Source organism: Klebsiella quasipneumoniae subsp. quasipneumoniae (assembly GCF_020525925.1).
Lineage (GTDB): Bacteria > Pseudomonadota > Gammaproteobacteria > Enterobacterales > Enterobacteriaceae > Klebsiella > Klebsiella quasipneumoniae.
On the sequence record NZ_CP084876.1, the window covers coordinates 4776173 to 4790235 of the forward strand.

Annotated in this window: 15 protein-coding genes; 10 read left to right on the plus strand and 5 right to left on the minus strand. The window is 59.5% G+C overall.

The window, feature by feature from the left end; genetic code table 11:
• Window positions 1–37 precede the first annotated feature (37 nt).
• Window positions 38–490 carry a YhcH/YjgK/YiaL family protein gene (locus tag LGM20_RS22890; protein WP_044525205.1) on the minus strand — a complete coding sequence of 151 codons (453 nt, stop codon included), beginning with the start codon at window positions 488–490 and terminating at the stop codon, window positions 38–40.
• A gap of 194 nt (window positions 491–684) precedes the next feature.
• Here LGM20_RS22890 and LGM20_RS22895 point away from each other — a divergent pair, with 194 nt between their 5' ends.
• The 5 genes from LGM20_RS22895 (at window position 685) to ridA (ending at window position 2776) form a co-directional block, all read left to right on the plus strand.
• The gene (locus LGM20_RS22895; RefSeq protein WP_002886930.1) at window positions 685–789 is read left to right on the plus strand and encodes a pyrBI operon leader peptide; all 105 of its coding nucleotides are present in this window, start codon (window positions 685–687) and stop codon (window positions 787–789) included.
• Window positions 764–823, plus strand: a complete 60-nt coding sequence (locus LGM20_RS26510; RefSeq protein ID WP_227650304.1) for a pyrBI operon leader peptide — start codon at window positions 764–766, stop codon at window positions 821–823. Before LGM20_RS22895 ends, LGM20_RS26510 begins: the two co-directional genes overlap by 26 nt.
• Before the next feature lie 2 nt (window positions 824–825).
• Entirely contained in the window at window positions 826–1761 is a 936-nt protein-coding gene (gene pyrB, locus LGM20_RS22900; protein WP_044525204.1) for an aspartate carbamoyltransferase, read from the plus strand.
• Between the two features lie 13 nt (window positions 1762–1774).
• Window positions 1775–2236, plus strand: coding sequence for an aspartate carbamoyltransferase regulatory subunit (gene pyrI / locus LGM20_RS22905; protein ID WP_002886927.1), 462 nt, complete (start codon window positions 1775–1777; stop codon window positions 2234–2236).
• A 153-nt stretch (window positions 2237–2389) separates the two neighbouring features.
• The gene (gene ridA / locus LGM20_RS22910) at window positions 2390–2776 is read left to right on the plus strand and encodes a 2-iminobutanoate/2-iminopropanoate deaminase (RefSeq protein ID WP_002886926.1); all 387 of its coding nucleotides are present in this window, start codon (window positions 2390–2392) and stop codon (window positions 2774–2776) included.
• 73 nt (window positions 2777–2849) lie between these two features.
• Here the strand turns inward: ridA and mgtA are convergent, their stop codons facing one another.
• Entirely contained in the window at window positions 2850–5558 is a 2709-nt protein-coding gene (mgtA, locus tag LGM20_RS22915; protein ID WP_023291764.1) for a magnesium-translocating P-type ATPase, read from the minus strand.
• Between the two features lie 145 nt (window positions 5559–5703).
• Window positions 5704–5757 (minus strand): mgtA regulatory leader peptide MgtL, encoded by a 54-nt coding sequence (gene mgtL, locus LGM20_RS26660; protein WP_219340445.1) that lies wholly within the window; start codon window positions 5755–5757, stop codon window positions 5704–5706.
• Window positions 5758–5937: 180 nt separating this feature from the next.
• Here mgtL and treR point away from each other — a divergent pair, with 180 nt between their 5' ends.
• The 5 genes from treR (at window position 5938) to nrdG (ending at window position 13525) form a co-directional block, all read left to right on the plus strand.
• The gene (gene treR / locus LGM20_RS22925) at window positions 5938–6885 is read left to right on the plus strand and encodes a trehalose operon repressor TreR (protein WP_004206520.1); all 948 of its coding nucleotides are present in this window, start codon (window positions 5938–5940) and stop codon (window positions 6883–6885) included.
• 130 nt (window positions 6886–7015) lie between these two features.
• The gene (treB, locus tag LGM20_RS22930; protein ID WP_023291762.1) at window positions 7016–8434 is read left to right on the plus strand and encodes a PTS trehalose transporter subunit IIBC; all 1419 of its coding nucleotides are present in this window, start codon (window positions 7016–7018) and stop codon (window positions 8432–8434) included.
• A 51-nt stretch (window positions 8435–8485) separates the two neighbouring features.
• A complete protein-coding gene (gene treC / locus LGM20_RS22935; protein ID WP_044525203.1) occupies window positions 8486–10141 on the plus strand; it encodes an alpha,alpha-phosphotrehalase in 1656 nt (551 codons plus the stop codon).
• 385 nt (window positions 10142–10526) lie between these two features.
• Window positions 10527–12665 (plus strand): anaerobic ribonucleoside-triphosphate reductase, encoded by a 2139-nt coding sequence (gene nrdD, locus LGM20_RS22940; protein WP_004206513.1) that lies wholly within the window; start codon window positions 10527–10529, stop codon window positions 12663–12665.
• 395 nt (window positions 12666–13060) lie between these two features.
• Window positions 13061–13525 (plus strand): anaerobic ribonucleoside-triphosphate reductase-activating protein, encoded by a 465-nt coding sequence (gene nrdG / locus LGM20_RS22945; RefSeq protein ID WP_012969085.1) that lies wholly within the window; start codon window positions 13061–13063, stop codon window positions 13523–13525.
• A gap of 3 nt (window positions 13526–13528) precedes the next feature.
• Here nrdG and LGM20_RS22950 read toward each other — a convergent pair whose 3' ends face one another.
• Both LGM20_RS22950 and LGM20_RS22955 read right to left on the minus strand, forming a co-directional pair.
• The gene (locus tag LGM20_RS22950) at window positions 13529–13813 is read right to left on the minus strand and encodes a type II toxin-antitoxin system RelE family toxin (RefSeq protein ID WP_044525202.1); all 285 of its coding nucleotides are present in this window, start codon (window positions 13811–13813) and stop codon (window positions 13529–13531) included.
• Window positions 13803–14045: a type II toxin-antitoxin system RelB/DinJ family antitoxin gene (locus LGM20_RS22955; protein ID WP_023291757.1), complete on the minus strand. Its 243-nt coding sequence runs from the start codon at window positions 14043–14045 to the stop codon at window positions 13803–13805. Before LGM20_RS22955 ends, LGM20_RS22950 begins: the two co-directional genes overlap by 11 nt.
• Window positions 14046–14063 lie beyond the last annotated feature (18 nt).

The following is a 14063-nucleotide window of genomic DNA, read 5'->3' on the forward strand; positions in this document are numbered from 1 at the left end:
GGCGCGTATCCGGGATACCGCTCGTCAGGACGCTTTGTCACGCCATCAGCATCTTCACCACCGCTTTGCGCACCTTCGCCGGGGCGCCCACGGCGCACAGCGGTTTATGCACTTCGCCGGGATAAAACACCACAAAGTCCCCTTCGTTAAGGATTACCGTTTGCTCCTGCGCCCCCTCCGCCAGGAAAGCGATGTCTTTCTCCACCAGCCAGTCGGTCTGCGGCTCTCCAGCCGGCAGGGTGCTGAAGGTCATCCCCTCGCTGCCGCGGAGCACAATCTGGATATCGAGATAGCGGGCATGATATTCCGCGCGACGCGCGGCCTGCGGCTCGGTGGTGTCTTCGGAAATCAGATAAAACAGGTTGTTGCCGTCGATATGGTGTTTACCCAGCGGCGTCGCCTCGCTGACATGGGCGATAACGTGTTCGATAGCCTCGCGCAGCGCGGCAGGCAGCCATGGCTGCAGATGGTGGATATTGCCAATAATCATCGCTTACCTCAAATATAAAACAACATTTCATTTTTTCGTTTTATACCCCCATCGTCGCTGCCATACCAGTGCAGTTTCACGGTTCTTTGCGCTGGCGCACTTTTCTGCAGGCAAACGATTACCTGTTTGTGAATGAATCGCTTGATCGCCATAACGGTCTGCGTATAATGCCAGTCGTTTTGCCGGGAGGAAGCATGGCCAATTGCGTACGACATTCTGTCTTAGCGCGTCTCAATGCAGACGCTGGCCTGCCGTTTTTCTTTCCGTTGCTCATTGGATTCCCGAAGCCCCTTATTTAAGGGGCTTTTTTTTTGCCCAGGCGTCAGGAGATAAGCATGGCTAACCCGCTATATCAAAAACATATCATTTCCATAAACGATCTCAGCCGCGAAGACCTCGAACTGGTGCTGGCGACGGCGGCAAAGCTGAAAGCTAATCCACAACCCGAGCTGCTGAAGCATAAGGTTATCGCCAGCTGTTTCTTTGAAGCCTCGACCCGCACCCGCCTCTCTTTTGAAACCTCGATGCACCGCCTGGGGGCCAGCGTGGTCGGCTTCTCCGACAGCGCCAACACCTCGCTGGGCAAAAAAGGGGAAACGCTGGCGGATACCATCTCCGTCATCAGCACCTACGTTGACACCATCGTGATGCGTCATCCGCAGGAGGGCGCCGCCCGTCTGGCGACCGAATTCTCCGGCGGCGTGCCGGTACTGAACGCCGGCGACGGCGCCAACCAGCACCCGACCCAGACCCTGCTCGACCTGTTCACCATTCAGGAGACCCAGGGCCGCCTCGAAAACCTCAACGTGGCGATGGTCGGCGATCTGAAGTATGGCCGTACCGTCCACTCCCTGACCCAGGCGCTGGCCAAATTCAGCGGCAACCGCTTCTACTTTATCGCCCCGGATGCGCTGGCCATGCCGCAGTACATCCTCGATATGCTGGATGAAAAAGGTATCGCCTGGAGCCTGCATAGCGCCATCGACGACGTGATGGCGGAAGTGGATATTCTCTACATGACCCGCGTGCAGAAAGAGCGTCTGGATCCGTCGGAATACGCCAACGTCAAAGCGCAGTTCGTCCTGCGCGCCGCCGACCTCGAAGGGGCGCGCGCCAATATGAAGGTGCTGCACCCGCTGCCGCGCATTGACGAAATCACCACCGATGTCGATAAAACGCCGCACGCCTGGTACTTCCAGCAGGCCGGTAACGGCATCTTCGCCCGCCAGGCGTTACTGGCACTGGTACTGAATAGCGAGCTGGCACTGTAAGGGGAAATGAGAGATGACACACGACAATAAACTGCAGGTAGAAGCGATCAAACGCGGCACCGTGATCGACCACATTCCGGCGCAGGTCGGCTTTAAGCTGCTCACCCTGTTCAAACTGACCGAAACCGACCAGCGCATCACCATCGGCCTGAACCTGCCCTCCGGCGAGATGGGCCGCAAAGATTTGATTAAAATCGAGAACACCTTCCTGACCGACGAGCAGGTTAACCAGCTGTCGCTGTACGCCCCGCAGGCGACGGTAAACCGCATTGATGATTACGAAGTGGTGGGCAAATCCCGCCCGAGCCTGCCGGATCGCATCGACAGCGTGCTGGTCTGCCCGAACAGCAACTGTATCAGCCACGCCGAACCGGTTTCTTCCAGTTTTGCAGTGAAAAAACGCGCTGATGACATCGCACTCAAATGTAAATACTGCGAAAAAGAGTTTTCTCATTATGTGGTGCTGGCCAACTAAATGCGGTTGGTATTGGTGGTAGGCCTCCCTATAATGGCTACCACCCTACGCTTCGTCCTTCGGGCGGCGTCTGCGCCCGGCGGCACAGCGCTTACCGCCTGGCGGCCACCTGAATGATTTTGCGTAACATTACTCAGTTCATCTGGAGATAACATGAGCAAAACTATTGCGACGGAAAATGCACCAGCAGCGATTGGCCCCTACGTTCAGGGCGTTGACCTGGGCAGCATGATCATCACCTCTGGCCAGATCCCGGTCGACCCGAAAACCGGCAGCGTTCCGGAAGACGTATCCGCGCAGGCGCGCCAGTCGCTGAACAACGTGAAAGCCATCGTTGAAGCCGCAGGCCTCACCGTCGGCGATATCGTCAAGACCACCGTTTTCGTCAAAGATCTCAACGATTTCGCTACCGTTAACGCCACATACGAAGCGTTCTTCACCGAGCACAACGCCACCTTCCCGGCGCGCTCCTGCGTTGAAGTGGCGCGTCTGCCGAAAGACGTGAAGATCGAGATCGAAGCCATCGCCGTACGCCGCTGATCGCGAACCCCGGCATGAAAAAAGGCAGCCCGCAGGCTGCCTTTTTTACGGGGGTCATCCGCAAACCTTCCCCTCACTGCCAGCCGTAGCGGCGGCTGTAAAAGCCTTTGACCGTTTGGGTCAGCACCATATAGCCCGCCAGGATCGCCACCAGCCATGGGAAGTAGCTCAGCGGCAGGGCCTGCAGCTGCAGATAGCCCGCCAGCGGCGAGAACGGCAGCGCGATCCCCACCGCCATCACCACCAGGGTCATGGCGAACAGCGGCCAGGCGGCGCGGCTCTGGACGAACGGAATGCGCCGGGTGCGGATCATGTGCACGATCAGCGTTTGCGACAGCAGCCCTTCAATAAACCAGCCGGACTGGAACAGGGTCTGCATCTCCACGGTATTGGCGTGGAACACCCACCACATCAGGCCGAAGGTGAGGATGTCGAAAATCGAGCTGATCGGGCCGAAGAAGACCATAAAGCGTCCGAGGTCGGCCGGGTTCCAGCGCTGCGGCTTGCGGATCTGTTCATCGTCTACATTATCGAACGGGATCGCCACCTGGGAGACATCGTACAGCAGGTTCTGAATCAACAGGTGCAGCGGCAGCATCGGCAGAAACGGCAGGAAGGCGCTGGCCACCAGCACGCTGAAGACATTGCCGAAGTTGGAGCTGGCGGTCATTTTGATGTACTTAAGCATGTTGGCGAAGGTGCGGCGGCCTTCGATCACCCCCTCCTCCAGCACCATCAGGCTCTTCTCCAGCAGAATGATATCCGCCGCCTCGCGGGCGATATCCACCGCGCCGTCGACCGAGATGCCGATGTCCGCCGCGCGCAGCGCCGGGGCGTCGTTGATGCCGTCGCCCATGAAGCCCACCACGTGGCCTTCGCGTTTCAGCAGCGTCACGATGCGCTCCTTATGCAGCGGCGCCAGGCGGGCGAAGAGCGTGGTGCGTTTCGCCAGCGCCGCCAGCTCGTCGTCGCTCATGGCTTCAATCTGGCTGCCAATCACCACTTCGCCGGCATCCAGCCCCACTTCATGGCACACCTTCGCCGCCACCAGCTCGCTGTCGCCGGTGAGGATCTTCACCGTGATGCCGCTGGCTTTTAACGCTTTCAGCGCCGGGGCGGTGGTCTCTTTCGGCGGATCGAGGAAGGCGATGTAGCCTTCAAGGATCAGGTCCGACTCATCGGCGCGCTGGTAGTCGCCTTCGCGGGCCGGCAGGTACTTGGTCGCCACCGCCACCACCCGCAGCCCTTGCCGGTTGAGGGTGTCAGTGACCCGGCGAATGCGGCGCAGCATGGTGTCGTCCAGCGGCACGATATCGCCGTTGTAGCGCACCTGGGTTGAGACGTTGAGGATCTCCTGCAGCGCCCCTTTGCAGATCAGCTGATGCGCGGCGTCCTCCTCTTTCACCACCACCGACATGCGGCGGCGTTCGAAATCGAAGGGGATCTCATCCACTTTCTGCCAGCGCGCCGCCAGCCCGCGGGCGGCCTCCAGCTCAACGCCCTCCAGCACCGCGGTGTCGAGCAGATTTTTCAACCCGGTCTGGTAGTGGCTGTTCAGCCAGGCGGCATGCAGTACGCGCTCGCTGACCTTGCCGGAGACGTCGGTATGGTTCTCCAGCACAATCTTATCCTGAGTCAGGGTGCCGGTTTTATCGGTGCAGAGGATGTCCATCGCGCCAAAGTTCTGAATGGCGTCGAGGTGCTTCACGATGACCTTTTGCTTCGACAGCTTTACCGCCCCGCGCGCCAGCGTCGAGGTGACGATCATCGGCAGCATCTCCGGCGTCAGGCCGACCGCCACCGACAGCGCGAACAGCGCCGCCTCCCACCAGTCGCCTTTGGTGTAGCCATTGATCAGCAGCACCACCGGGGCCATCACCAGCATAAAGCGGATCAGCAGCATACTCACCCGGCTGATGCCTTTCTGGAAGGCGTTCGGCTCGCTCTCCTGCTCGCTGACGCGGCCGGCCAGTTGACCAAACCAGGTGTGGCCGCCGGTGGCGAAGACGATGGCCTGCGCCGAGCCGCTCACCACGTTGGTGCCCATAAAGCACAGGGTGTCGCACTCCAGCGGGTTCTGCTGCAGCGGATCGCGGCTGCGGGCCACTTTCTCCACCGGCAGCGATTCGCCGGTCAGCGAGGCCTGGGCGACGAACAGATCCCGCGCCTGCAGGATACGCAGGTCCGCCGGGATCATATCCCCCGCCGACAGCCGGATGATGTCGCCCGGCACCAGCTGGTCGATAGGCAGCTCCAGCCAGCGGCTCTCCCCCTGCTCGTTGACCACCCGCAGCACGGTGGCGGTATTGCTCACCATCGCCTTCAGCGCATCCGCCGCTTTGGTCGAGCGCGCCTCCTGGATGAAGTTGAGCAGCGTCGAGATCCCCACCATCAGGGCGATCACCCCGGCGGCGAACAGATCTTCGGTGGAATAGGAGACGATACCCAGCACCGTCAGCAGCAGATTGAACGGGTTGCGATAGCAGGTCCACAGATGCACCCACCACGGCGAGGGCTTCTGCGCCGGGATCTGGTTGTCGCCGTGTTTAAGGATTTTCGCCGCCACTTCGCCTTCATTGAGCCCTTCAGGGTGGCTGTCAAAGGCGCGCCAGATCTCCTGGTCGTCCATCGCCGCCACGTCCAGGCACTGTTTGCCCAGCGACTCAGGGATGGGGCCGCTCGCCAGATGGCGGGCGTCCGGCAGCGGATCGCGCTGGACTAAACGGCGTGGCAGATGGCGGCTAAGCTGTGCGAACAGCTGCCGGGTATAATTTTTCAGCATAAACAGTCCCTCCGCGCTCGCGCAAGCGAACGCAGCGTTGCCGACGGGCGTAGCAAAACCTACCTGTCAGGCATGTTATTTTTATGGCAGGGACATCAAGGACGTCACTGCTTTACGCTTTCCGGTAAAGCAGTGTTAAACAGGCTTACCGGAAAGAAAGGTTGCTCCATCGAGGATGAGGAGTGGGATCGGGGTCCATAACTATCTCCGGTAAGTTAATTTAAACGGCGCGGATTATAGCGCCCTCGTTGAGGATTGTGTGGCAATAATGGCGATGATAAACCCGCGCAACTAAACCGAACGTAAACCAGACTTTGCTCATTGCGGTTTGGTTGAGTAGCATTAGGCTCACTTCTACCCACCCTGACGAGAATTCCGCATGCAGAACCGGCTGACCATCAAAGATATCGCGCGCTTAAGCGGCGTAGGGAAATCAACGGTATCCCGCGTCCTCAACAACGAGAGCGGGGTCAGCGAACGGACCCGCGAGCGCGTCGAAGCGGTGATGCAGCAGCACGGTTTCTCGCCCTCCCGCTCCGCCCGCGCCATGCGCGGCCAGAGCGATAAAGTGGTGGCGATTATCGTCACCCGTCTCGATTCGCTGTCGGAAAACCTCGCCGTGCAGACCATGCTGCCCGCCTTTTATGAGCAGGGTTACGACCCGATTATGATGGAGAGTCAGTTCTCCCCTGGGCTGGTGGAGGAGCATCTCGGCATGCTCGCCCGGCGTAATATTGACGGCGTGGTGCTGTTCGGTTTTACCGGCATCGACGAGGCGATGCTCGCTCCCTGGCGCGACACCCTGGTGCTGATGGCCCGCGACGCCCCCGGCTTCGCCTCGGTGTGCTATGACGACGAGGGGGCCATCACGCTGCTGATGCAGCGGCTCTACGAGCGCGGACATCGCCACATCAGCTTCCTTGGCGTACCGCACAGCGACGTCACCACCGGCGAACGCCGCCATCTCGCCTACCTCGCCTTCTGTAAAAAGCATCGCCTGACGCCCACCGCCGCCCTGCCAGGGCTGGGCATGAAGCAGGGGTATGACACCGTCGCCAGCGTGCTGACGGCCGAGACCAGCGCCCTGGTCTGCGCCACCGATACCCTCGCCCTCGGCGCCAGCAAATATCTCCAGCAGCAGGGCCGCGATGCGCTGCAGCTCGCCAGCGTCGGCAGCACGCCGCTGATGAAGTTTCTCCACCCGGAAATATTGACCGTCGATCCTGGCTATGCCGAGTCCGGACGCCGGGCCGCCCGGCAGCTGATCGAGCAGATCGCCGGCAGCGTCGATCCCCGCCAGATCGTGATTCCCGCCGCCCTCAATTAATCTCGTTCGGGCGATTTATGTGATCGTCGCCGGGTTTCGGGAACGTTCCCATTTTGCAAATCAAGCGGAACGGTTAGGATGCCCTCAAGGTAAAAACGGCATCTCTCCCCTCTGTTTTTGAGGCTTCATCATGAGCAAAGTAAACCAGCAGGACATCGATAAACTGATCGAACTGGTGGGCGGGCGCGGCAATATCGCCACCGTCAGCCACTGTATTACCCGTTTGCGCTTTGTGCTGAACGACCCGGCCATCGCCAGACCAAAAGAGATTGAGCAGCTGCGCATGGTGAAGGGATGCTTCACTAACGCCGGTCAGTTCCAGGTGGTCATCGGCACCGAGGTGGGTGATTACTACAAGGCCCTGCTGGCGACCACCGGTCAGACTTCCGCCGATAAAGAGCAGGTCAAACAGGCCGCGCGGCAAAATATGAAGTGGCATGAACAGCTGATCTCGCACTTCGCCGAGATCTTCTTCCCGCTGCTGCCGGCACTGATCAGCGGCGGTCTGATCCTTGGTTTCCGCAACGTCATCGGCGACTTACCCATGAGCAATGGCCAGACGCTGGCCCAGATGCACCCGTCGCTGAAAACCATCTATGACTTCCTGTGGCTGATTGGCGAGGCGATCTTCTTCTATCTGCCGGTGGGGATCTGCTGGTCGGCGGTGAAGAAGATGGGCGGTACGCCGATCCTCGGGATCGTCCTGGGCGTGACCCTGGTGTCCCCGCAGCTGATGAACGCCTATCTCCTCGGCCAGCAGGTGCCGGAGGTGTGGAACTTCGGCCTGTTTACCATTGCTAAAGTCGGCTACCAGGCGCAGGTCATCCCGGCCCTGCTGGCGGGCCTGACCTTAGGCTTTATCGAGACGCGCCTCAAGCGCATTGTGCCTGACTACCTCTATCTGGTCATTGTGCCGGTCTGCTCGCTGATCCTCGCGGTATTCCTCGCGCACGCCATTATCGGTCCGTTCGGCCGCCTGATCGGCGACGGCGTGGCCTTCGCAGTGCGCCATCTGTTAACCGGCAGCTTCGCGCCGATCGGCGCCGCGCTGTTTGGCTTCCTCTACGCGCCGCTGGTGATTACCGGCGTCCATCAGACCACCCTCGCCATCGATATGCAGATGATCCAGAGCATGGGCGGGACCCCGGTGTGGCCGCTGATTGCGCTGTCCAACATTGCCCAGGCGTCGGCGGTGGTCGGCATCATCATCGCCAGCCGCAAGCAGAATGAACGTGAAATCTCAGTACCGGCGGCGATCTCCGCCTATCTCGGGGTCACCGAGCCGGCAATGTACGGTATCAACCTGAAGTACCGCTTCCCGATGCTGTGCGCAATGATCGGCTCCGGCCTCGCCGGCCTGCTGTGCGGCCTGAACGGCGTGCTGGCGAACGGCATCGGCGTCGGCGGCCTGCCGGGGATCCTCTCCATCCAGCCGAGCTACTGGCAGGTGTACGCCATGGCGATGGCCATCGCGGTGGTGGTGCCGATTATCCTCACCACCGTGGTGTATCAGCGCAAGTACCGTCAGGGCACCTTGCAGATTGTCTAACTTCTTCTTTCGGGGCGCCTTTGGCGCCCCTCGTTGCAGCAGGAAAGTACTATGAATCATCTCCCCCACTGGTGGCAAAACGGCGTTATTTATCAAATCTATCCGAAGAGTTTTCAGGATACCACCGGCAGCGGCACCGGCGACCTGCGCGGCGTCACCTCCCGCCTCGACTATCTGCAAAAGCTTGGGGTCGACGCCATCTGGCTGACGCCGTTCTACGTTTCACCGCAGGTGGATAACGGCTACGACGTGGCAAACTACACCGCCATCGATCCCTCCTACGGCACGATGGCCGATTTTGACGCTCTGGTGGCGGAAGCGAAGGCCCGCGGGATCCGCATCGTGCTGGATATGGTGCTGAACCATACCTCGACCGAACACGAGTGGTTCCGTCAGTCGCTGAATAAGGAGAGCCCCTACCGTCAGTTCTATATCTGGCGCGACGGCGAACCGGACGCCCTGCCGAACAACTGGCGCTCCAAGTTTGGCGGCAACGCCTGGCAGTGGCATGCCGACAGCGGTCAGTATTATCTGCACCTGTTCGCCATTGAGCAGGCGGATCTCAACTGGGAGAACCCGGCGGTGCGCGCCGAGCTGAAAAAGGTCTGCGAATTCTGGGCCGACCGCGGCGTCGACGGCCTGCGCCTCGACGTGGTCAACCTGATCTCGAAGGATCAGGCCTTTCCCTGCGATGCGGACGGGGATGGCCGCCGCTTCTACACCGACGGCCCGCGGGTGCATGAGTTCCTGCAGGAGATGAGCCGCGATGTCTTCACGCCGCGTCATCTGATGACCGTCGGCGAGATGTCTTCCACCTCGCTGGAACACTGCCAGCAGTACGCCGCGCTGGACGGCCGCGAGCTATCGATGACCTTTAACTTCCACCATTTAAAAGTCGATTATCCCGGTGGGGAGAAGTGGACCCTCGCCCGCCCGGACTATGTGGCGCTGAAGGCGCTGTTCCGCCACTGGCAGCAGGGGATGCACAACCGGGCGTGGAACGCGCTGTTCTGGTGTAATCACGATCAGCCGCGCATCGTCTCGCGCTTTGGCGACGAAGGCGAGTACCGGGTGCCGGCGGCGAAGATGCTGGCGATGGTGCTGCACGGCATGCAGGGCACGCCCTATATTTATCAGGGCGAAGAGATCGGTATGACCAATCCGCACTTCAACAGCATCAGCGATTATCGCGACGTCGAGAGCCACAATATGTTTATCGAACGCGCGGCGCAGGGGCAAAGTCCGGACGAACTGCTGGCGATCCTTGCCAGCAAGTCGCGCGACAACAGCCGCACGCCGATGCCGTGGCATGGTGGCGAGAACGGTGGCTTTAGCGATGGCGAACCGTGGATCGGCCTTGGCGATAACTACCGGGAGATCAACGTCGAGGCGGCGCTGGCGGACCCTGATTCGGTGTTTTATGCCTATCAGCAGCTGATTACGCTGCGTAAAACCCTGCCGCTGCTGACCTGGGGCGATTATCAGGATCTCCTGCCTGACCATCCGTCGCTGTGGTGCTATCGCCGTCAGTGGCAGGGACAAACGCTGGTGGTCGCCGCCAACCTGAGCCGCGACCTGCAGGCCTGGCAGCCTGAGGACGCCCCGGGCGAGTGGAAGATGATCATCAGCAACTATGCCGAGACCACGCCCCGCCCAACCGGGCTGACGCTGCGGCCGTTCGAAGCGGTATGGTGGCTGCAGGCGTAAGGTGTCCCCTGCCCTCCCGAAATGAGAAGGTCATGCCTGGCGCCGGTGGCGAACGCCAGGCATTTTTGCTTATTTTCCAGCCAGATAAATTTACATTTATCGCCAGCGCCCATCATCCGTACTCTCACCTTTTTACCTTGTTCTGGGTCAATAAAATCGCAAACATCTTTGATGCAAATCACTACATATAGAACTTAAAATGCGTCCCGGCCCTACATGTTGTATTAATCGTCTATTATGTCACCATATCTTGTCGATGTCTGGCGGTGATGAGATGTGGATAAAACGGGCCGGATCTGAAGGCAAACAGCACGAGCCGTAGCGTACAGCGCCTTCGGGATAACCTCCGCCTCTGTGGATAACCTGTTCTATATATGGAGTGATCATGACACCGCATGTGATGAAACGTGATGGCTGTAAAGTGCCGTTCAAGTCAGAGCGCATTCAGGAAGCAATTCTGCGTGCAGCTAAAGCAGCGGGAGTCGATGACGCAGACTATTGCGCCACCGTCGCAGAAGTCGTTAGCCAACAAATGCAGGGCCGCGCCCAGGTCGACATCAACGAGATCCAGACCGCCGTGGAAAACCAGCTGATGTCCGGCCCCTATAAGCAACTGGCGCGCGCCTACATTGAGTATCGCCATGACCGCGATAGCCAGCGTGAGAAGCGCGGCCGCCTCAATCAGGAGATCCGCGGCCTCGTCGAGCAGACCAACTCCGCGCTGCTCAACGAAAACGCCAACAAGGATAGTAAAGTCATCCCGACCCAGCGCGACCTGCTGGCCGGTATCGTCGCCAAGCACTACGCCCGACAGCACCTGCTGCCTCACGATGTGGTGATGGCCCACGAACGCGGCATGATCCACTATCATGACCTCGATTACTCGCCCTTCTTCCCGATGTTTAACTGCATGCTGATCGACCTGAAAGGCATGCTGACCCAGGGCTTTAAGATGGGCAACGCGGAGATCGAGCCGCCGAAATCTATCTCTACTGCCACCGCGGTGACCGCGCAGATCATCGCCCAGGTCGCCAGCCATATTTACGGCGGCACCACCATCAACCGTATCGATGAAGTGCTGGCGCCGTTCGTCAGCGAAAGCTTTAACAAGCATCGTAAAATCGCCGAAGAGTGGCAGATCCCGGATGCCGAAGGCTATGCCCGCGCCCGTACCGAAAAAGAGTGCTACGACGCCTTCCAGTCGCTGGAGTATGAGGTTAACACGCTGCATACCGCCAACGGCCAGACGCCGTTCGTCACCTTCGGGTTCGGTCTCGGCACCAGCTGGGAATCGCGGCTGATCCAGCAGTCGATTCTGCGCAACCGCATTGCCGGCCTCGGTAAAAACCGTAAGACCGCGGTGTTCCCGAAACTGGTGTTCGCGATCCGTGACGGCCTGAACCATAAGTTCGGCGACCCGAACTACGACATCAAACAGCTGGCGCTGGAGTGCGCCAGCAAGCGCATGTACCCGGATATCCTCAACTACGACCAGGTGGTGAAGGTTACCGGGTCGTTTAAAACGCCGATGGGCTGCCGCAGCTTCCTCGGGGTGTGGGAAAACGAGAACGGCGAGCAGGTGCACGATGGGCGCAATAACCTCGGCGTCATCAGCCTCAACCTGCCGCGCATCGCCCTGGAAGCGAAAGGCGACGAAGCCGCCTTCTGGGCGCTGCTGGACGAGCGCCTGCAGCTGGCGCGTAAAGCGCTGATGACCCGCATTGCCCGCCTGGAAGGGGTAAAAGCGCGCGTGGCGCCGATCCTCTATATGGAAGGGGCCTGCGGCGTGCGGCTGAAAGCCGACGACGACGTCTCCGAGATCTTTAAAAACGGCCGGGCGTCGATTTCGCTGGGCTATATCGGTATCCATGAAACTATCAATGCGCTGTACGGCAACCAGCATATGTACGACAGCGAGGCGCTGCGCGAGAAGGGTGTGGCCATCGTCCAGCGCCTGCGCGACGCCGTCGATTTGTGGAAAGAAGAGACCGGCTACGGCTTTAGCCTGTACAGCACGCCGAGCGAAAACCTGTGCGACCGCTTCTGCCGTCTCGACACCGCCGAGTTTGGCGTGGTGGAGGGCGTGACCGACAAAGGTTACTACACCAACAGCTTCCACCTCGACGTGGAGAAGAAGGTCAACCCGTACGACAAGATCGATTTTGAAGCGCCGTATCCGCCGCTGGCTAACGGGGGCTTCATTTGCTACGGCGAATACCCAAACATTCAGCACAACCTGAAGGCGCTGGAAGACGTATGGGATTACAGCTATCAGCATGTGCCGTACTACGGCACTAACACGCCGATCGATGAGTGCTACGAGTGCGGTTTCACCGGCGAGTTCGAGTGCACCAGCAAGGGCTTTACCTGCCCGAAATGCGGTAACCACGACGCCTCCCGCGTTTCCGTTACCCGTCGGGTGTGCGGCTACCTCGGCAGTCCGGACGCGCGTCCGTTCAACGCCGGCAAGCAGGAAGAAGTGAAGCGCCGCGTGAAGCACCTGGGCAACGGGCAGATCGGTTAATTCCAGCTGGTTTAGCCCCTCCCCCTCTCCCCAACGGGGAGAGGGAACCGGCCCCGTAGCCGTTTGGCCACTAAGGCGCCGTTCCCGGATCGCGGCGCAAAGCGCCTTATCCGGGCTACAACCGCGTATGCGGCTTTTCGTAGCCCGGGCGAGCGCAGCGACGCCGGGAGCCGTTCCCTTTACAAATGCACAGCACCTCCGTTTTCGCAAAGCCATTAGCGTCAGAGCAAGGCGGCAAACGAGGGAATCCCAAACAGCCAGGTGGGTTTCCTCAAATCAGTTGGCGTTGTAGCAAGGCGGCAAACGAGTAAGTCCCGGGGAGCTTACTGGAGTAAGTGACCCGGGCGAGCGAGCGCAGCCAACGCCGCTACATCGGCAAATGAGAAGAGGAAACAATGAATTACCATCAGTACTACCCGGTAGATATTGTCAACGGCCCCGGCACCCGCTGCACCCTGTTTGTCTCTGGCTGCGTCCATGAGTGCCCCGGCTGCTACAACAAAAGCACCTGGCGGGTGAACTCCGGCATGCCGTTTACCGCCGAGATGGCCGACCGCATCATTGCCGATCTCAACGATACCCGCATCAAACGCCAGGGGATTTCACTCTCCGGCGGCGATCCGCTGCATCCGCAGAACGTCGCGGAGATCCTCAAACTGGTTCAGCGCGTGCGTGCCGAATGCCCCGGCAAAGATATCTGGGTCTGGACCGGCTATAAACTGGATGAGCTGAATGAGGCGCAGATGCAGGTGGTGAACCTGATCAACGTGCTGGTCGACGGTAAGTTTGTGCAGGATTTAAAAGACCCAGCGCTGATCTGGCGCGGCAGCAGCAACCAGGTGGTACATCATTTGCGATAGCGTTTAGAGCCGTTTATTCGCCTGATGATAAACGGCCGCTTTCTCTCTTTTGCCAATGGCAATAACGTAAACCACCACCACACTATCCCGTACTTGATACACCAACCGATAACCTGACGCCTTAAGCTTGATTTTGTAGCAATCCGGTAAATCACTCAGACTGGCCGATGCAATTCGCGGATTCTGCACAACCTGCTGGAGCTTATTTTTGAACTGTTTTTTGATCGTCTCGCCAAGCTTATGCCATTCGCGCCAGGCACGCGGATCAAACGCCAGTTCATAGGTCATCCAGACTTACCTTCACCTCCGGCTGCGGGTTTTCCAGCCGCTCGCGGACGGTGCGTAATAATGCCGCTTCGCTATCGCTGATAGTCATACTTTTCACTGGCATGCGGCCATTTTCCGCAATGTATTGAAACAGCAGGCGCACCGCCTCCGTTGGCGTCATATCGAGTTTCTCCAGCACGGCATAAGCCTCTTTTTTGAGTTTATCGTCCAGTCGAACGTTGAGCGTGGCCATTATGCCTCCAGAAAGGGA